At 65.9% G+C, this 17,428-nt stretch carries 18 protein-coding genes and 1 tRNA gene; 10 read left to right on the top strand and 9 right to left on the bottom strand.

All coding sequences use genetic code 11. The features are described 5' to 3' along the window. Positions 1-46: 46 nt before the first annotated feature. The gene (locus tag AC1RRW_RS18030) at positions 47-1,099 is read right to left on the bottom strand and encodes a DUF2125 domain-containing protein (protein WP_492902478.1); all 1,053 of its coding nucleotides are present in this window, start codon (positions 1,097-1,099) and stop codon (positions 47-49) included. A gap of 114 nt (positions 1,100-1,213) precedes the next feature. On the opposite strand from AC1RRW_RS18030, the gene AC1RRW_RS18025 reads away from it, so the two are divergent. Next, entirely contained in the window at positions 1,214-1,813 is a 600-nt protein-coding gene (locus AC1RRW_RS18025) for a gamma-glutamylcyclotransferase (protein ID WP_492902476.1), read from the top strand. Here AC1RRW_RS18025 and AC1RRW_RS18020 read toward each other — a convergent pair. From AC1RRW_RS18020 to ftsE, 5 genes are all read right to left on the bottom strand, one after another. Further along, positions 1,770-2,159, bottom strand: a complete 390-nt coding sequence (locus tag AC1RRW_RS18020) for a hypothetical protein (RefSeq protein ID WP_492902475.1) — start codon at positions 2,157-2,159, stop codon at positions 1,770-1,772. The two genes, AC1RRW_RS18025 and AC1RRW_RS18020, sit on opposite strands and share 44 nt — an antisense overlap. A 98-nt stretch (positions 2,160-2,257) precedes the next feature. Continuing rightward, positions 2,258-3,019: a lysophospholipid acyltransferase family protein gene (locus tag AC1RRW_RS18015; RefSeq protein ID WP_492902473.1), complete on the bottom strand. Its 762-nt coding sequence runs from the start codon at positions 3,017-3,019 to the stop codon at positions 2,258-2,260. Positions 3,020-3,067: 48 nt separating this feature from the next. Further along, positions 3,068-3,865, bottom strand: coding sequence for a YdcF family protein (locus AC1RRW_RS18010; RefSeq protein WP_492902472.1), 798 nt, complete (start codon positions 3,863-3,865; stop codon positions 3,068-3,070). A 67-nt stretch (positions 3,866-3,932) separates the two neighbouring features. After that, positions 3,933-4,895, bottom strand: a complete 963-nt coding sequence (locus tag AC1RRW_RS18005; RefSeq protein ID WP_492902470.1) for a cell division protein FtsX — start codon at positions 4,893-4,895, stop codon at positions 3,933-3,935. Continuing rightward, a complete protein-coding gene (ftsE, locus tag AC1RRW_RS18000) occupies positions 4,882-5,541 on the bottom strand; it encodes a cell division ATP-binding protein FtsE (protein ID WP_492902468.1) in 660 nt (219 codons plus the stop codon). Before ftsE ends, AC1RRW_RS18005 begins: the two co-directional genes overlap by 14 nt. A gap of 272 nt (positions 5,542-5,813) precedes the next feature. Here ftsE and AC1RRW_RS17995 point away from each other — a divergent pair, with 272 nt between their 5' ends. The 9 genes from AC1RRW_RS17995 (at position 5,814) to AC1RRW_RS17955 (ending at position 11,615) form a co-directional block, all read left to right on the top strand. Then, positions 5,814-6,587 carry a zinc-ribbon domain-containing protein gene (locus tag AC1RRW_RS17995; RefSeq protein WP_492902466.1) on the top strand — a complete coding sequence of 258 codons (774 nt, stop codon included), beginning with the start codon at positions 5,814-5,816 and terminating at the stop codon, positions 6,585-6,587. Positions 6,588-6,744: 157 nt separating this feature from the next. Then, entirely contained in the window at positions 6,745-7,305 is a 561-nt protein-coding gene (hpt, locus tag AC1RRW_RS17990) for a hypoxanthine phosphoribosyltransferase (protein WP_492902465.1), read from the top strand. Positions 7,306-7,316: 11 nt separating this feature from the next. Continuing rightward, complete coding sequence (locus AC1RRW_RS17985; RefSeq protein WP_492902463.1) at positions 7,317-7,691, top strand: response regulator; 375 nt, start codon at positions 7,317-7,319, stop codon at positions 7,689-7,691. 15 nt (positions 7,692-7,706) lie between these two features. Then, entirely contained in the window at positions 7,707-8,018 is a 312-nt protein-coding gene (locus tag AC1RRW_RS17980) for an RNA-binding S4 domain-containing protein (RefSeq protein ID WP_492902461.1), read from the top strand. Between the two features lie 208 nt (positions 8,019-8,226). After that, positions 8,227-8,565 (top strand): ferredoxin FdxA, encoded by a 339-nt coding sequence (fdxA, locus tag AC1RRW_RS17975; RefSeq protein ID WP_492902459.1) that lies wholly within the window; start codon positions 8,227-8,229, stop codon positions 8,563-8,565. Between the two features lie 384 nt (positions 8,566-8,949). Next, positions 8,950-9,552, top strand: coding sequence for a CarD family transcriptional regulator (locus AC1RRW_RS17970; protein WP_492902457.1), 603 nt, complete (start codon positions 8,950-8,952; stop codon positions 9,550-9,552). 611 nt (positions 9,553-10,163) lie between these two features. Then, positions 10,164-11,033 carry an RNA polymerase factor sigma-32 gene (locus AC1RRW_RS17965; RefSeq protein WP_492902456.1) on the top strand — a complete coding sequence of 290 codons (870 nt, stop codon included), beginning with the start codon at positions 10,164-10,166 and terminating at the stop codon, positions 11,031-11,033. 191 nt (positions 11,034-11,224) lie between these two features. Further along, on the top strand, positions 11,225-11,548 hold the full coding sequence (locus tag AC1RRW_RS17960) for a hypothetical protein (RefSeq protein WP_492902454.1): 324 nt from the start codon (positions 11,225-11,227) through the stop codon (positions 11,546-11,548). Beyond that, positions 11,539-11,615: transfer RNA gene (locus AC1RRW_RS17955), tRNA-Arg, on the top strand. Before AC1RRW_RS17960 ends, AC1RRW_RS17955 begins: the two co-directional genes overlap by 10 nt. Before the next feature lie 497 nt (positions 11,616-12,112). Here AC1RRW_RS17955 and AC1RRW_RS17950 read toward each other — a convergent pair. Genes AC1RRW_RS17950 through AC1RRW_RS17940 form a run of 3 tightly spaced genes read right to left on the bottom strand, consistent with a single transcriptional unit; the run spans position 12,113 to position 16,333 of the window. After that, a complete protein-coding gene (locus AC1RRW_RS17950) occupies positions 12,113-12,778 on the bottom strand; it encodes a hypothetical protein (protein WP_492902452.1) in 666 nt (221 codons plus the stop codon). Next, complete coding sequence (locus AC1RRW_RS17945) at positions 12,762-15,848, bottom strand: HsdM family class I SAM-dependent methyltransferase (protein ID WP_492902451.1); 3,087 nt, start codon at positions 15,846-15,848, stop codon at positions 12,762-12,764. The genes AC1RRW_RS17950 and AC1RRW_RS17945 overlap by 17 nt, the downstream gene beginning before the upstream one ends. Further along, a complete protein-coding gene (locus AC1RRW_RS17940; protein WP_492902449.1) occupies positions 15,845-16,333 on the bottom strand; it encodes a hypothetical protein in 489 nt (162 codons plus the stop codon). Before AC1RRW_RS17940 ends, AC1RRW_RS17945 begins: the two co-directional genes overlap by 4 nt. Between the last annotated feature and the right edge of the window lie 1,095 nt (positions 16,334-17,428).

The raw sequence follows: 17,428 nt of genomic DNA, 5'->3' as shown, positions 1-17,428 counted from the left end.
GAACTTCTGGAATAGTGCAAGGGGCGCGCGAGCGCCCCTTTTCGTTTCAGTACAACGGCGGAAGCGGCTGCAAGGGCAGGCGGATCGGGCCGAGATAGACCCGGCCCTCGCGCAGCACAACCGGCGGCAGGGGCGTCAGACCCGGAGCCGCGCCCGGCAGCTGCGCGCCGAGCCTCCCGCCCAGAACTCCGCCCAGACCGCTCATCAGTCCGCCGACGGGGACGCCGGCGATCTGGCGGATGCCGGCGAGCGAGGCCTGCACCTGTCCCGAAACGCGACGCGTCTGGTCGAGCAGGAACTGGCCCGTCGCCTCGACCCGCGCCGCGCCCTTCACCGAGACGAACTTGGTCAGTTCGAGCTGGCCGCCGGCACTGCGCCAGCCTTCCAGCGCGTCGGGGTTGAGGCCGATGCGGAACGCTTCGGTCTGGGTCGCGGTCGCCTGAATGTCGACGTCGCCGGGCTCGGCGATGCCGAGCAGCGTATCCAGCGCCGGCAGCACCGAGCCCTTGATCGCGATGGCGAGATCGACGGCCTGATCGCTCGCCGGACGCGTCGGATTGCGGCGCAGATGCGTCTCCAGCGAGGCCGCCCGCCAGGTCTCGTCGGCGAGCCCCGGCCCGGTCAGGGTCGCATTCGGGCCGGTCACGACGATCGCGACGCGCTCCGGATCGCCGGCGTTGTGGCTCAGGCTCGCCTCGAAACCCGTCCAGCCGAGATCGAGCTTGCGGCCCTCGGGCAGGCTCGCCCGCAGAGGCCCGGTGATCTGGGCGATGACGAGGCCCGGCGTATAGATCTGCCCGACCGCGACGGCGGGGCCGGTCTGCGCCCTGACGCCCTCGCCCCAGCGGGCCGAGGTCAGCGCCAGCGAGGAACAGCGCAGTTCGACTCGGAACGGGAAGCCCGAAATGCTGCGGTCGGCGCAGTCCCAGCTTCGTCCGAGTCCCGCCTCGCGGGCGAGCGCGACATCGACGGCCTCGGCGACGCGCCCGCGCACGACGAACCAGAAGCCGGTCCAGGCCGCGGCCGCGAGCGCGATCAGGATGTAGGGCAGATAAAGCCAGAAGCGGCCCGGGCGGCGCGCGGAGGCGGGAGCGGTCATGCGGTCGGCGTTCCTTGCGGAAGATCGGGCGGATTGTTAGCTGCGCTCAGTGACGGGTGCCAGCGATATCGGCCCGCTTGAAGCAGCCTGGCATGGCCAAATGATGGGACGACGATGACGACGCTCGCAACGGACGGCGATCTCTGGGTCTTCGGCTATGGTTCGCTGATCTGGAAGCCGGGATTCGCCTTCGAGGAGAGCGTGCAGGCAGGATTGCGCGGCTATCACCGCTCGCTCTGCGTCTTCTCGCATGTCCATCGCGGCACGCCGGAACGGCCGGGTCTTGTGCTCGGGCTCGATCGGGGCGGCATGTGCCGGGGGCTTGCCTTCCGCGTGGCAGTGGACAAGGCGGAGGAGACGATCGCCTATCTGCGCGCCCGCGAGCAGGCCACCTCGGTCTATGTCGAGAAGCATCTGCCGGTGCGGCTCGAGGACGGGCGGCAGGTCACGGCGCTGGTCTATGTCGCCGACCGCAAGCACCTGCAATATGCCGGGCGGCTGCCGCCGGAAAAACGTCTGGAACTCGTTCGCGGTGGTCGCGGCAGCTCCGGCGAGAACCCCGACTACGTCCTGCGGACCCATGATTATCTCGGCAGGATGGGCGTCTTCGATCCGGTGCTCGCGGCCTTGGCCGAGGAACTGCTCAACCTCGGCCGGCCTGATCGGCCGCTCAGACCTCCGGCATCAGGTCGAGCAGCGCGGCGCGGCGGCTGACGCCGTCCTCGGCCAGCAGATGGACATGGATCTCGGTCGCGCCGGCCTGCGCCACGGCCTGTCGCCAGCGCATCAGCGCGGATTCGACGCCGAAAGGCCCGCTGTCGCGCGCCGCGACGATCCGGCGCTCGGAATTGACCGCCAGCAGCACGGCGTCGGTGAAACCGAGCGCATGGTCGTCGCCGACCGGGAAGACCGAGGCGACGAAGCGCCGGCCCGAGCGGCCGCGCCAGGCGGTGAAGCGCTTGCCCGTCAGCCCGGCCGTGCTGCGCAGCGGCATTTCGCGCGCGCCGACAGGCTCGTCGTCGAACAGATCCTCGCGGTAGCGCAAAGCGAGAGCAGCCATATCGTTCCTCCTTTGTTCTTAAAACAAAATGGGAACGGGCATGCCCTTATGTCAAGCGGCTTGCCGGGGCTCGGTGATCGCTCCTGACAGATTCAGGTCTAGCGACCGGCCAGCGGATCGAGCCCCAGCGCGGCGAGTTCCGAGCGCCCCCGCGCCAGCAGGCGGCCGCTCGCCGTCTCGATGCGCTCCTGCAGCAGGGCCTGGAACTCCGCCTTGCCCATGCCCGGCGCGATCGGCGGCATGATCTCGACCCTGATCGTGCCCGGCCGGCGCAGGAATTTCCGCCTTGGCCAGTACAGCCCCGAATTGAGCGCGACCGGCAGGCAGGGCACGTCGAGATCGGCATAGAGATGGGCGACGCCGAACTTGTAGGCGGGCGGCGCGCCGGCGGCCGTGCGCGTGCCTTCCGGGAAGATCAGCAGCTGCCGCCCTCTCTCGCCCAGCTCGACCCGCGCCCGCCGCGTGACATGGGTGAGCGCCCTGGCGCGACCGCCGCGATCGACCGGGATCATCCGGAGCTTGGTCAGGCACCAGCCGAAGAACGGAATCCAGGTCAGCTCGCGCTTGAGGATGAAGACCGGGTCGGGGAAGACAGTCACCAGGGCGAAGGTTTCCCAGAACGACTGGTGCTTGGACGCGACCATCAGCCCGCCGGCGGGGATGTTCTCCAGCCCGCTGATCTCGTAGCGCGTGCCGACCGTCACCCGCATCAGCCAGAGCGCGGTCTTCGCCCATGTCACCGCGACCAGCAGCAGATGGCGCCGCGGCAGCAGCAGCGACGGGAACGCCGCGAAGACGAGCCAGCAGGCCAGGTTCAGATAGAACAGGATGTTGAAGAGAAGCGAGCGCAGGACGAGCATGGCGCGCAAAGAGCCTGCCGCGCCCGCGCCGTCAAGCCATGGACAAACTCAGCCGCCGCGCACGGTCGCGGGGAGTTGCGAACGGCGCTCGCTGTCGGGCCCGATCTCGCCCGGCGGTTTCGCCGAGACCGGCTTGCGGCCGCCGATGATGATCGAGAGCCGAGACGTCTCCGGATCGCCCTCGACCGCGCCGCGCAGTCTGGCGGCGAGATATTTGACGTATTCCGGCACGAGCAGCTTGGCCGAGGCCCAGTCGCGCCACCAGCCGGCCGCGTCGACCTTGCCGGTCGCCACCGGATGCGGCACGAGCTTGACCCCGGGCATGGCGTGGCCGAGCTCGGCCAAAGTGCGCGGCATGTGATAGTCCGAGGTCACCACCAGCAGCGAGCGGAATGCATGCTGGCGGACCCAGCGCCGCGTCTCGATCGCGTTGCCGATCGTGTTGCGGGCGCGATAGTCGAGGTCGACGCAGCAGGCGATCAGTTCGCGCGAAGCAGGATTGAGCTTGGCCAGTTCCTCGCGCCCGGTCTTCTCGTTGACGCCGCTGATCAGCAGGCGCGAGCCGCGTTCGGCCCCGAGCAGGCCGATGGCGTCGCTGATGCGCTGCGAGCCTCCGGTGACGACGACGATCGCATCGGTCCGCGGGACGGGGGTGGGCTCGTTCAGCGGAATCCGCGCGGCGAAGTCGGCATAGCCGAGCAGGAAGACCGCGATCGAAGCCAGGCCCAGGCCTGCGACAGCCCGCCTCGCCCAGCGCCGGCCAGACGACCCGCGCGGTGAATCCGACAGCGCTTCGCCGCGCCGCCCTCGTTCGATCGCGAAATCCCGGGGGCCGGTTCCGATCATCGCCATGATCTTGGAATACCCGCATAATCGGGCGTAAAGGCGGCGGGCGGGGTCGTGGCCATATCGGTTAAGCGAGCCCCCGGAGATTGCGCCGGACCGTGAAGCGCGAGACCACGCCGGCGATCGCGGCCACGACCATCGCGATCAGGATCACCGCGCCATAGCCGGTCCAGCCGATCTCGAAGGCGCCGAACAGCGCCTGCAACTGCTCGCCCTCGGGCGCGGCGCGCCAGCGCGAGGCGAGCCAGCCGAGCAGCCCGATCGCCAGGATGGCGGCGAGACCGCCGGCCGCCCCGCCGCGCAGGCCGAGCTGCACGAAGCGGCTCTGGAACTCGCGCGCGATGAAGGCGTCGTCGGCTCCGACGAGGTGCAGCACCTCGACGCTGTCGCGACTGCCCGCCATCGCCCCGCGCGTGGCGAAGGCGACGGCGAGCCCCGCCGCGCAAAGCACGAGCAGCACGACCGCGACGCCCGACAGGATGATGGTGTTGGCCATGGTCGAGAGCCTGCGCACCCAGAGCCGATGGTCATCGAGGCTGGCGCTCGGCACCTCTCGTCTGAGCGCCGCCCCGAACGCGGCGAGCTCCGGGCCGGACGGGGATTTCAGCTTCAGGATGATCAGCCGGGGCACCGGCAATTCGGCGAGGTCGAGCCCCGTCCCGAGCCAGGGCTCGAGCAGCCTGTCGGATTCAGCCTTGGGCACGACGCGCACGCTCTCGATCGCCGCGACGCCCGCCGCCATCGCGACCGCCTGCGCAAGGTCGGCCTCGATGTCGCGCCGGGCATCGGGCCGGATCTGGATCGTCATCTCGTTGGCGACAGCGCCGCGCCACTGCTCGGAGGCGCGCGCGGCCAGAACGGCGGCGCCCGCGCTCAACGCCGCCAGAAAGGTCAGGATCGCGATCACCGCCATCAGCGCCCGCCCCGCGACGGAATCGACCGGCACGAGCGGGCTGTCGCGCCGGAGATTGACCGGGAGCGCCGGCTCGGCCCGGACCATCTCCTCGGCGTCGGTCTCAGGCGTCGACATGAAGATGTCCGTCGGCCAGCACGAGACGCGGCGCGTCGTAGAGTTCCATCAGGGTCAGGTCGTGGGTCGCGATCACGACGGAGGTGCCGAGCGTCTGCAGCTCCATGAACAGGCGCAGCAGCCGCCGCCCCAGCGCGGGATCGACATTGCCGGTCGGCTCGTCGGCGAGCAGCAGTTCGGGCCTCGCGATCAGGGCGCGCGCGATCGCGGCGCGCTGCTTCTCGCCGCCCGACAGCACCGGCGGCACGGCATGCATGCGCTCGCCGAGGCCGACCCAGCGCAGGAGCTCGACCACCTCGGCGCGGTAGCTCGCCTCCTCCTTGCCGAGCACGCGCAGGGGCAGCGCGACGTTCTCGTAGAGCGTCAGATGATCGAGCAGCCGGAAATCCTGGAAGACCACGCCCATGCGGCGGCGAAAGGCGGTCAGCGTCTCGGCGTCCAGCCTGGCGACATCCTGCCCGAACAGGTTGACCAGCCCGCGCGTCGGCTTCAGCGCCATCAGCACGAGGCGGATCAGCGTCGTCTTGCCCGCGCCCGACGGTCCGGTGAGATACTGGAACGAACGCGGCGCGATGCTGAAGTTGATATCCTTCAGCACTTCCGGGCCCATGCCATATCGCAGGCCGACATTCTCGAACCGAACCAAGCCGGAATCCTCAAACACCGCGACGGCGAATCGGGCCACCCGATCCTACACCGCAACGACCGCATCGCATGCCCCGCACCGCGGGCGGTGGCGCGGCGAAAGCCGCGCCATCCGCGATTCATCATGGGCCACAGGTTCTTCACGAGGCGTTAACCATAAATCGCGCCAATAAGGCGGCGCATCCGGGCTGCGTGGCTGAAGGCGCTTGCGCCGGGCCGGCCACGCGACAAGGCTGACGCCCGACGCCTGCGAGGAAGCCCGCCGCGCCCGCCATGAAGATCGTCTGCCCGTCCTGCGCCAGCCAATACGAACTCGACGCGGCCAAGCTCGGCCCCGACGGGCGCAAGGTGCGTTGCGCGGCCTGCAAGACGCTCTGGCATGTCGAGACGACGCCGGAGCTGCCGGAGCCGCCCAGCGCCGAAGAGACGCAAGCCATGCTGAACGAGGAGCTGGCGCGGGCGAGTCTGGAGCTCCCCGAGCCGGAGCCGTTCGAGGGGAAGCCGGCGGACGCCCTGCCGGCGAGCCCGCTTCCACGCAAATCCCGCAAGGCGCGCCGTCGCAAATCGACCATGAAGCCGAGGGGCGAGCGCTTTGGCGGCTTCGCCGTTCCGCTGGCGATCTGCGGCGCCGGCCTGCTGGTGCTGGGGCTGGCGATCTGGCAGCGCGACCTCGCGGCGCGCGCCGCGCCGCAGTTGGCGGGCGTCTTCGAGGCGATGGGCCTTCCCGTGAACATACGGGGCCTGAAGCTGACGGCGATCGAAAGCGGCCTCGTCGATGACGGCCAGGGCCGGTTCCTGATCGTCGAGGGCGACGTCACCAACATCAGGCGCGGCGTCGTGCCGGTGCCGGCGATCGAGGTGATGGTGAAGGATGCGGCCGGCCAGACGCTCTATACCTGGACGACCGACCCGCCCCGCCCGAGCCTGGAGCCGGCCGAACTCGTGCGCTTCCGCGCCCGGCTGGCGCAGCCGCCCGAGAACGGCCGGTCCGTGCAGGTCCGCTTCACCTCGACCAAGGCCCTGCCGTTGCAAGCGCGCGCTGAATGACGCCTTCCGTCGCCGGGCCGATGCGCGTTTTCGTGAGCCTTGGCCCTGTTCCCGCCTGCCAGATCGTATAAACCTGCCCCGAGCGCCCATCCGCGCGGGCCTCGGGCCGCGCCAGCATGCCCGCGAACGGCTGACTGTGAAGAGAGACGACCAGACCATGTCCGAGCCACGGCGCATCAGGGTGCTCTATGACGAGGCGACGATCGCGCGCCGCAACGAGGAGATGGCGAGGGCGATCGCGGCCGACGCGCCGGCCGACCTGCTCGTCGTCGCCGTGCTCAAGGGCAGCTTCATGTTCGTCGCCGACCTGATCCGCGCCATGCACCGCGCCGGCATGACGCCGCAGGTCGAGTTCGTGCATCTGTCGAGCTATCGCTCGGCGACGATCTCCTCCGGTCAGGTCGAGATCCTGCGCGACGTCCAGAGCGAGGTGCGCGGCCGCCAGGTGCTGCTCGTCGACGACATCCTCGAATCCGGTCGCACGCTCGCCTTCGCCAAGGATCTGCTGGCGGCGCGCGGCGCGGCCCGGGTCGAGACCGTCGTGCTGCTGGAGAAGCCCGGCAAGCGCGCGGTCAACATCCAGGCCGATCATGTCGGCTTCGCCTGTCCCGACTATTTCGTCGTCGGCTATGGCATGGACGTCGCCCATTCCTACCGGCAACTGCCCTATGTCGGCGTCGTCGAGACGGCCGATCAGGCCGGCTTTCCGGGAATCTAGAGGCAGGTCGCATGTCGCGCATTCTGGTCGTCGACGACGAGGAATCCCTGCGGGCGCTGGTCGCGCGCGGTCTGGCCATGGACGGGCATGACTGCCTCATGGCGGCCGACGGCGCCGAGGCGCTCGAGATCCTGATCGCCGAGCAGGGCCGTTTCGACCTGCTGCTGACCGATATCCGCATGCCGCTGATGGACGGGATCGCGCTCGCGCTCGCCGCCAAGCAGGAATTTCCGGACCTCGCCATCATGCTGATGACCGGCTATGCCGAGCAGCGCGAGCGCGCCAAGAGCCTGGAGGCGATCGTCTCCGAGGTGATGATCAAGCCCTTCACCATCGCCGACCTGCGCGCGACCGTGCTCAAGGTCATCGAGCGCTCGATCGGCTGAACCGACGGGGGCCCCTTGCGCGCGGATCGGCAGCGTCTCGACAAATGGCTCTGGTTCGCGCGCTTCGCCAAGACCCGCGCGGCCGCCCAGCGCCTGATCGAGGACGGCCATGTCCGCCTCGGTGGCCGCCGGATCGAGACCGCCTCGCACGGCCTCAAACCCGGCGACGTCCTGACGCTGGCGCTGCCCCATGCCACGCTGGTCGTGCGGCTGGTCGCGCTCGGCCGGCGCCGGGGACCGGCCGAGGAGGCGCGGACGCTCTACGAAGCACTCTCGGGAGCGTCGGACGGCGATGCGCCGCTTGCATCGGGCCAGGTCGGGGGCTAGGTTTCAATTTGTTTGCATACAAATGAATTAACTGTCAGCGGCGAGGATGTTTCTTCTCGTCCGCCGCCGAAGAATGAATGGACGTGCTGCCGCAGGCGGCGGAATCGATCTTGAAACGCGCGCGCGTCGGGGCTTTATGAGCCCAGCGCGATCGCGGCACGGCGCATCGGGTCCGACAGGGCCGGCCCGACGAGGAAGGACTGGCGACATGACCTATGTGGTCACCGAGAACTGCATCAAGTGCAAGTATATGGATTGCGTCGAGGTCTGCCCGGTCGATTGCTTCTACGAAGGCGAGAACATGCTCGTCATCCATCCCGACGAGTGCATCGATTGCGGCGTCTGCGAGCCGGAGTGCCCGGCCGAGGCGATCAAGCCCGACACCGAGCCGGGTCTGGAATCCTGGCTGCAGCTCAACACGAAATACGCCGCCTCCTGGCCCAACATCACCCAGAAGAAGGAGGCCCCGGCCGACGCCAAGGCCTTCGACGGCGTCGCCGGCAAGCTCGAGGCGCATTTCTCGCCGAACCCCGGCGAAGGCGACTGAAATCCGGCCGCGCCCTCGCCGCCGGCGCGTTAACCAAACCTGCCATGCCTGACGCGCGCCCGTGATCGAGGCGCGTTTACCTTTGATTCGGCGTGTTTTTCGTGCTATGCCTCTCGGACAGTCGCATTCGTTCCGCCTGCCCCTGCGAGGTTTCATAAACGGGGCGTTCCCTTCAACGCGATGATGCCAGCTTCCGGTCCTTTCACCGGGGAGACGGTTCGTCGTCTGCGCGGGATCCGCAAGAAACGATCGGCTGCAAGGGAAGCGTGGAACCTCCGCCCAGAACGGGCCGAGCTGTTCCGAGCAGAGCGCCATCGGTCATCCCGGCCGACGGCGAAAACATCGCGAGCCCGCGCAAGCGGTCCGGTCAGGAGTGGTAACGGCATGTCCACGGTGAAGAAAGCTGTTGTGCGCCAAGGTTTCAAGACGGGCGAGTTCGTCGTCTATCCGTCCCACGGCGTCGGTCAGATCACGGCGATCGAGGAGCAGGAAGTCGCGGGCTTCAAGCTCGAACTCTTCGTCGTCAGCTTCGCCAAGGACAAGATGACGCTGCGCGTGCCGACCGCAAAGGCCATCGCCGTCGGCCTGCGCAAGCTCGCCGACGCCGAGAGCGTGACCAAGGCCCTAACCACGCTCACCGGCCGCGCCCGCGTCAAGCGGACCATGTGGTCGCGCCGCGCCCAGGAATACGAGGCCAAGATCAATTCGGGCGATCTCGTCGCCATCGCCGAGGTGGTGCGCGACCTCTACCGCTCGGAAGCCCAGCCGGAGCAGTCCTATTCCGAGCGCCAGCTCTATGAGGCCGCCGTCGACCGCATGACCCGCGAGATCGCGGTCGTCGACGACGTCACCGAGACCGAGGCGCTCAAGAAGATCGAGGCGCAGCTCGCCAAGTCGCCGCGCCGTCCCGCCAAGGGCGAGGTCGTCGAGTCGTCCGAGGACGAGGTCGAGAGCGACAACGACGACATCAAGGAAGAGGCGGCCTGAGCCGTTCTTCTTCTCACCAGAACGGAATACCCGGCGGGCGACCGCCGGGTTTTGTTGCCTCTCGCGTGTCGGTGACCGTGCCGCCGCCCCGGCAGAAGCCGGCCGCGCCGGTCTTGCCCCATGCGCCGCGTCACATCATCGATATTAGGGGTCGAGGCCGCGATTCTCGTGGATGACCAGGACGCCGCCGCGCTTGCCGGCCGCCTTCTGCGTGACGAGATAGCCCTTCAGCGCCACGCAATCGACGGTCTCCGGTCAGCCTTGTCGCGGTTACGTGGGCGTCGTCGGCCGCAATCTGCTCGGCGTGGGCATGTTGGGCTCCGGCAAAGCCAGCGCCGCCTCGGCGCGGCAACGGAGCCCGTGATCGCGAAGAGCCGGCTCACGAAGATGCGCTGGTCGAGCGGCTTGTGGGTTTATTCGTCGTAGGGTTCGACGATCCTGCGATCGAGCGCCATCGTAGGCCTCCTGCCATCCTCGGGGCCCGCGCGGCCGATAGTGTCGTCCGGGCCGCCGGACCGGCCGCCTGCGGAACATTGACGGCTGTTCAGCATTGGGTGATCCATCTGCGGCGCTTCGCCGTAGAGCAGCGAGCATAGCCATGGGAGGGACTCATGAGCGAGATCGCAGGCGTCGATCGCAATTTCGTCAAGGCGGCCATGGCCGCTCCCTTTCTCGCGCGTGACGAGGAACAGGTGCTGGCCAGGCGCTGGCGCGACGACGGCGACCAGGCGGCGATGCACCGCCTGACATCGGCCCATATGCGCCTCGTCATCGCCATGGCCTCGCGCTTCCGCCATTACGGGCTGCCGCTGGCCGACATGATCCAGGAGGGGCATGTCGGACTGCTCGAAGCCGCCGCCCGCTTCGAGCCGTCCCGCGAGGTCCGTTTCTCGACCTATGCGACCTGGTGGATCAGGGCCTCGATCCAGGACTACATCCTGCGCAACTGGTCGATAGTGCGCGGCGGCACATCGTCGAGCCAGAAGGCGCTGTTCTTCAACCTGCGGCGCTTGCGCGCCAGGCTGACGCGCGGCGGGCAGGATCGCGTCGGCGAGGCCGTCTACGGGACGATTGCGGCCCGGATCGGCGTCAGCCTTGCCGATGTCGCGGCGATGGACGCGAGGCTGTCCGGCCCCGACGTCTCGCTCAACGCCACGCTCGGCGAGGAGGAGGGCGAGGGCAGCGAGCGCATGGACCTGCTGCCCGACACCGCGGCCCTGCAGGACGAGACGGTCGGCGAAGGCATCGACGCCAATCGCCGCATGACCTGGCTGCGATCGGCTCTGGCCGTGCTGTCGGAGCGCGAGCTCAGCATCGTGCGCGAACGCCGCCTCGTCGAGGACAGCTGCACGCTCGACGTGCTCGGCCAGCGCCTCGGCATCTCCAAGGAGCGCGTCCGCCAGATCGAGAACCGCGCGCTGGAGAAATTGCGCCATGCGCTGCTGGCCGAGCAGCCGCTGGGCGCCGCCGCGATGCTCTGAGCGCTTGTCGGCGCAGGGCTCGCGCGCGGCGGCCTCCGGCCGGTCCCTGCGGCTGCGGCCGCATACCGATGAGGCCGCAGCCGCCAGATCGGCGGGGATCGTCGTCCGCCATCCGGATGTCGAGCGCATCCTCTGCGGCCACCATCGCCGCCCGATCGTGACGCGTTTCGCCGGCACGGTCGCGCCCGAGCGTGGCGCATCGGGCGTCGCTCGACCGGACCGAGAACGGCGCGGCCGCCTTCCGCATGGGGCCGCCGGCCTGCTGCATTCCGCGAGGCGCGGACTTCGTCAGCCGCACCGCCTATGTCGAGCGCTATCCCGCCCCCCGTCCTTTCGTGCTCGACGCCGATTACCGGATGCGCGGCCCTGAGCGACCGGCGCCCCTTCGGCGGCGCATCGGCGCCGGCCATGGGTCCGGTTGCGATTTCGGGGTTGCCAAGCGCTCCCGCAGCGGCTATCTCACCGCCATCGAACGGCCATGGGCTAATGCCCCGCCGAACGGCACGCGCCCGTAGCTCAGCTGGATAGAGCATCAGACTACGAATCTGAGGGTCAGAGGTTCGAATCCTTTCGGGCGCGCCAAATTCCGCCGATTGCCCTCTATTGCCGCCGATTATCGCCGAAACTACACCCGCGCAAAGAGCGGGAGATGGTCCTTGCGCGGAAAAGCGTAGAAACGGCGGCGTTTGGCGGTGAAAAAGTTCGAATCGCTTCCGGTCGATTGGTCGATTTTGACCCTGTGCAGACGTGGTGTATGGGGCTTTGGACGACAGCTATGCGCTTTGTTTCGGTCATTCAGACAAGCCGCGATTGATCCTAAAAGCCGCCGTCTGTTCATAACTATCGCCAGATGGGCTAAAATGGCTGGCTTTTGGGAACTTAGCTGTTCGTCCGATTCTGAGTTCAAGTAGTTATAAGCAGATATTCGTATCGCAGTATCGATCGCACTTACTTCGAACGTTCGCTGCTTGGTTTAGCTTCCTACAATGCCGTACGCCAATATTACTCGATAGTAGATCAGGTGCGATGCCGCATATATGGCCGCTCGCCTCAATCTTAACAATGGTCAGACCGCTTGTTCAGCCGTTCGCGGGTGCCGCCGGGACCATATCGACGATGATGTGGCGGAGGCGGATCGACGATCCATCCGGGCGTTGCATCGCTCCTTCGTGGATGGCGAGGGCATCGTTGTGAGAGGCCGCGGCAGCCAGCGCCGCGGCTGCGCCATAATCCGATTGAAGACGATTATTCACCGCCTGAACGATAGCATCCGCCGGTAGCGCCAGCGCATAGCCCAACATGAAGCCCCAGGCGTGGCCGGTCGCGTACTGGCCATTTATGAAGCGCTCGACCCCTTGTGTGACATAGCGGGAGTTGAGCTGGCTGAATGCACTGCCAGCACCGACACGCTTGCATTCAACGCCGACATAGTCGTCCTCATTTCCAAACTGTCGCAGGAACTTCAAGGTGATGTCGATGCGTCCGAGCAGTTCGGCCCCATCGGTCGCCATGTCGTCGATCTCGACCTCGCCTGCGACCTCCAGATTGGTCAGACCGAGATCGCGCTTCATCCGCCTCATGGCCTTCCGCACGATGACGGTAATCGGCACTTCGAGCAGGCCAGGTGTTATGTGCTGACGGGCTTCGCGGGCACCCTGACAGACAAGATCGATGACCGTTTCGATCTCATCTGTCTCCAAGCCGAAACAGGGGACACCGGCCGGTTGATCAGGCGTAAGCTGCATGCGACGCTTTGAGCCAATGATCGGCGAGGATGACGTCCGCATCGTTAAGGCCCGCCGTCTTGGTCCAGTAGCGGACTTCCGAAGGTTTCACGATGAACAGGCTGTCGCCAAGATAGAGCCGCAGATTGCGCCGCTCATTCAGATAAGGAGGCAGGTCCGACTTCATCCATCCTTTCAATTGGTCCGCCAGTGCAACCAGCTCGGCATCCTCGCCCAGCGCGATGGCCGGCTCGCGCGGCGGTGCTCCTGCTCCCATTCGGAAGCGAACGGCCGTGAGGCCGCCACCGCCATCGGCCCAACTCGCACTCACCAGCGGGCGGGAATAGACTGCCGCTTCTAAGTGCCGGGTGCCTCTGCTCCGCAAATAGCCATCGACAACGCTGGTGACAGTCGCGGCATACGCTTGGAGCGGTTCACGCTGGGGCGGCTTCACGAATGCCCGGCGGCGCTTGCGACCTTCGAAGATCAGCAGCCGTGCGCGTTCGACGCTTTCACGCGCCAGAACCAGTTCATGCCGATCGAACTCATAGAGCTCCGCAACCGAAGCATCGAGTGCTTGAAGATGCTCGGAAGTGGCTTCCCGAGCCACCGCAGCTTCGGCCTCAGCGATGAGCCGAAGGGTTGCCGCATCGACCTTGCGGAGATCAGGAACACGCAAGGACAAAAGATCCTTCGGCTCGACGGTCGACCGCTCAAGCCCCCAGGCTCCCCCGCCATAGGCAAGCTGAAACGTCGTCACGCAGGAATTGAGAATCCCGGTAAGGACCGGCGCCAGCTCGGGAGCATGGTCCGCGAACGAGATTCCATAGAAGCTCTCGGTATAGAGCAGGTCATGCGTGGCTGTGGCGGCACTGTAGCGCCCTTCTTCTACGCTCGACTTGAAGCTTGCCTTGGGACAGAGGAGCAGTGGACCGCGATAGATTGATTCATTCCGAATGCGGTGCAACGTCGGCTCCGCGAAAAGCGGCAGCGCATTGAAATCGATGCGAAACGGCTCATAGTCATCGGGGGTCAGCGCCGGCGTCTTATAGAAATAGGCTGGCGGGACATTGGGATCGCCCTCAACCTGATAGCCCTGTCCCCGACCTTCGAGAGCGAGGATGCCCAACGAATTGAGCGTCTCCTCCAGCGTCGGAAATTCTCGCTCGAGCCGCTCGATAAGCCAACTATCGCGGACGGTGCCGAACGTCGCCGCCTTGAGCATCGCCGGCGTGCGCAGAATCCGGCGGAGCGGGACGGCACGAAGCTCACCCGGGCCGATATGAAAAAGGCCGTTGCGAACGAAGTCAGGTGTCCAGGGGATCGAACCGACAAGCAGTTGGTCGGCTTCCGGCATCAGCGAGCAGCGCGCAAAAAACAGCATCGCCGGGCCGGTCGCATCAGGGAAAAGATGCTCCTTGCGCAACGCCGAAAGATTGACTAGCGCCGCCGGCTTCAAACGCGACAGAAGCGCCGCCCTTGCTTCGACGGCATGTTCATCCTTGGAGAAGAACGGCGACGCCTTCATCACCATGCCGATGCGTCCGTTCTCGCCAGCGAGCGCCGCCGCTACATCGAGAAAGGCCCAGTCGGGGCTACGCCGCGGTCGCGGCGAGCGCGCATTGCCCTTCTTCCTTGGCTTCGCTTTGATGGATTTGTCGAAGGTCCACGGCGGATTGCCAACGACAGCCTCGAACGGCCGGTCGACTAGCGCGGCCGGCAAATCCTCGCCGATCGTATCGGCCTCGAACAGAGTCGTTCCGATCAGCCGGTCGAATTTCAGCTCGGCGATGTCGGTGATCGGCTCCCCATCAAATTCGAGCGCTGCCAGATAAAGGCTGAACGCGGCGATCCCGAGCGCGGAGGGATTGATGTCGATGCCGAAGAGCTGATGGTAGAGAATGTCACGCACGACTGCGCGGGATGCCTGCTGGTCGCCGCAGCGCTTCCAGATCAGTCGGCGAAACGCCTCGACAAGAAAGGCGCCCGAGCCGCATGTCGGATCAATGACGCGCGCGGTCGCGGGGAGATCTTCGAAAACTGGATCGAGCGTCACATGAACAAGCTCGACGGGCGTGTAGTGCAAGCCCTGCACGCGCGTTTTCTTCTCAGCGCTCGATCGTGCGAACTGCTGGTATATCGAGCTGACGAGATCGACGGGGATCGCATCGAAGCGGAACCGAAACAGGCGTCCCTGGCCATGGTTTTCGGGGACAAGGCTGCGACCTTCAATGAAATCCCGCATCAATGCCAGATGGGCCGAACCCAATCGCTTATGCTCGGCGCCGGGGTTGTCCATCGGGAAGAGATCGCCGTTGAACGTGTCGCGCAGCCAAGAGAACAAATCAAACGCGCTCGTGGGAGTCGCCATCATTGCTGCTAGGTCGTCAGGCAACGAGATTGGAAGGAAAGGCTGCGCAATTTCGCGGTCGAGCAGATACCAAGTGAAAATGCAGCGGCCGATGAGCCGCTGCGCAAAATCTCGCGCGGCGGCGATTTCGTCTGGACCGTCCAACTGCGCCGCCCTTTGCGCGGGCGGCAGTTCGGTCAATCGGCCTTCGAGCGCATTGATCTCGGCGAGCAATTCGCGATCGACACGATATTGGCGATCGATCTTCTTGCCGATCAGGCTTGACCAGAAGGCTCCGGTTTCGGTCGCCAATCGGCCGCACATCGCATCGAGCGCGCGAAGCCGATCATCGGCGGCAAGGTCAAAACGGTCGAGCGGCGGCGCAGCAACGCCCGGATCGGCACCGCGCCAAGGCGACGCGTAGCAATCGTACAGACGAACTTCGGTCGGCGTGATGATCCAAAGCAGCGGCGCCACGCCAATATTCCAGGCCGCTTCGTGCCAGTGACCGACTTGCTCCTCGCTGGGCGCAGAATCGCCAGCGTCCTTGAAGATCGATGTCGGCATATTCTGCGCCGAGAAAACCGCATCTGCCTTCAACCCGACGCGCGTGTCTTTGAGGACGGCTCTCAGGCGCGCCGCTTCCGGCGCGTCATTGGTTACGAGACCTGGAGCGGGTTGTCCCTCGGGGCCAAGGTATCCCGTCGCCTGTAGTGCTTTGATGAAAGCGCCGGAACTCATGCCCGGCGCCGCGACGGTTGCTGTTGGACCTCAGCAGCCGTTTTATTGCCTCTGAGGGCGACTTCCGCCGATACCAGCCGGGCAGGGAAAAGTTCGAGTTGACCCGTCGGCGGCGGGCCTGGCATGGCAAACTCTTCCGCTAGCACGGCAAGGTGAGGATCGAGCTGGACGATGATGGCGTCGGCCGTCATCTCGCCAGCAGTATCCGCATCGATCAATTCCCAGGTTTCGCGGCCATAAATCGCAACGCTCGTGCCCCACAGTTTGAGGAACGAGATACCGCCCAGCGTCTCGCGCAGCGCCGCGAACAATCCACGGTGCGCGTGAAGCTCGATATGGAAGCAGTCCTTGAGCCGCAGCGCAATGCGCAGCAGCAAAATCGCCTGCCATCCATATTGAGCCTGCGAACCGCGCCCGCGGTTCTGGATGTCGGCAGGGATCAACGCCCGCCGGCTCGACCACTCGCGGAGTTGCTCGGTCGACAACCCGGTCAGGCTCGTCGCTATTCGCGTTGTGACAAGCCGCACCGACTCACCTTTCTGGTTCAGGGGCGATACCCGATTTCATGAGAACGGGTATCATACCCGACTCGCTGAGAGAAGTGCTCTTTTAGCAGATGACATGCTCGGTGATGCAGGCCGGTTCCCATTATAAGGCAGATGCTATCGGCATCGAAGATGGTAGGGCGTGCACGGTCGCTAGGCAGGGCCGGGCAGTCAATGTTTCTTGCGGCTACCGAATCCAACCAACCTTGTCGTTGCCGGCAATCCTCCCGCCTTCGGGCGTGCGTAAGGGGCCTGGGGAGGTTCTCATAGGCGGCGGCTTAGTAAGTTTGTCGCCGAAAAGCCGACGGCCCCGTAGTCGCCGGTTAGATGGAGGACCGTGACGACGATCCTCCAAGATGGTCCCACACGTCCGTGCCATCACGGCCCGCCCAATCCGCGGATGCGGGCAAGAATGATCGCCCGGTTGCAGTGGTCGAGGCCGCATTCAAGAGTATTGAGCCGCCTCTTTCGCAAAAAGGGGGGCCTTAGAGGGCTATGGAGTAGACATAGTTCGCATCATCGCCTGAGATGGTGCGCCATTTCTCCGCCGATTGCCCTCTATTGCCGCCGACAACCGCCGAAACTACGCCCGCGTAAAGAGTGGGAGATGGCCCCTGCGCGAAAAAGCGTACAAACGGCGGCGTTTGGCGGTGAAAAAGTTCGAATCGCTTCCGGTCGATTGGTCGATTTTCTTACCCATCGCAGGCATCGCGTATGGGCTTTGAGTGGCCGCTATGCGCCTCCATCGCGGTCGTTCAAGGCGCTCTCCCTATGCTTCGAAAGCGGACGTAATTTACCGCATGGAACAGGATCGAGTTCCGTCTGATTTGCTGTGTGGTCGCGCGCGCTCTGCCTTCGTGTAAATTGATGCGATCAAAGCCTCCGCGAACAAGCTTCTCGCATCGAGCATCCGATACTTTGACATCATCGATCTACCGACGATGGTCCGGAAGCGTTTAGCTGGAGACCCGCAAGAACCTACCGTGCTGGGCGGTTTCGTGGTTCACTGGCCCATCGGCGTGATCGGTGGGCTGG

It is taken from the genome of Allobosea sp. GW821-FHT12C12 (assembly GCF_058807355.1).
Note: the sequence above shows the minus strand (reverse complement) of the source record. Positions and strands in the feature narration are given on the sequence as shown.

Excerpts from the sequence above, each read along its gene's own strand:
- AC1RRW_RS18030 (WP_492902478.1), bottom strand. The coding sequence starts at position 1,099 with ATGACCGCTCCCGCCTCCGCGCGCCGCCCGGGCCGCTTCTGGCTTTAT.
- AC1RRW_RS17985 (WP_492902463.1), top strand. The coding sequence starts at position 7,317 with ATGTCGCGCATTCTGGTCGTCGACGACGAGGAATCCCTGCGGGCGCTG.
- fdxA (WP_492902459.1), top strand. The coding sequence starts at position 8,227 with ATGACCTATGTGGTCACCGAGAACTGCATCAAGTGCAAGTATATGGAT.
- AC1RRW_RS17945 (WP_492902451.1), bottom strand. The coding sequence starts at position 15,848 with ATGAGTTCCGGCGCTTTCATCAAAGCACTACAGGCGACGGGATACCTT.
- AC1RRW_RS17950 (WP_492902452.1), bottom strand. The coding sequence starts at position 12,778 with ATGCAGCTTACGCCTGATCAACCGGCCGGTGTCCCCTGTTTCGGCTTG.
- AC1RRW_RS17965 (WP_492902456.1), top strand. The coding sequence starts at position 10,164 with ATGAGCGAGATCGCAGGCGTCGATCGCAATTTCGTCAAGGCGGCCATG.
- AC1RRW_RS18015 (WP_492902473.1), bottom strand. The coding sequence starts at position 3,019 with ATGCTCGTCCTGCGCTCGCTTCTCTTCAACATCCTGTTCTATCTGAAC.
- AC1RRW_RS18010 (WP_492902472.1), bottom strand. The coding sequence starts at position 3,865 with ATGATCGGAACCGGCCCCCGGGATTTCGCGATCGAACGAGGGCGGCGC.
- AC1RRW_RS18005 (WP_492902470.1), bottom strand. The coding sequence starts at position 4,895 with ATGTCGACGCCTGAGACCGACGCCGAGGAGATGGTCCGGGCCGAGCCG.
- AC1RRW_RS17995 (WP_492902466.1), top strand. The coding sequence starts at position 5,814 with ATGAAGATCGTCTGCCCGTCCTGCGCCAGCCAATACGAACTCGACGCG.
- AC1RRW_RS18025 (WP_492902476.1), top strand. The coding sequence starts at position 1,214 with ATGACGACGCTCGCAACGGACGGCGATCTCTGGGTCTTCGGCTATGGT.
- AC1RRW_RS17970 (WP_492902457.1), top strand. The coding sequence starts at position 8,950 with ATGTCCACGGTGAAGAAAGCTGTTGTGCGCCAAGGTTTCAAGACGGGC.
- AC1RRW_RS18020 (WP_492902475.1), bottom strand. The coding sequence starts at position 2,159 with ATGGCTGCTCTCGCTTTGCGCTACCGCGAGGATCTGTTCGACGACGAG.
- hpt (WP_492902465.1), top strand. The coding sequence starts at position 6,745 with ATGTCCGAGCCACGGCGCATCAGGGTGCTCTATGACGAGGCGACGATC.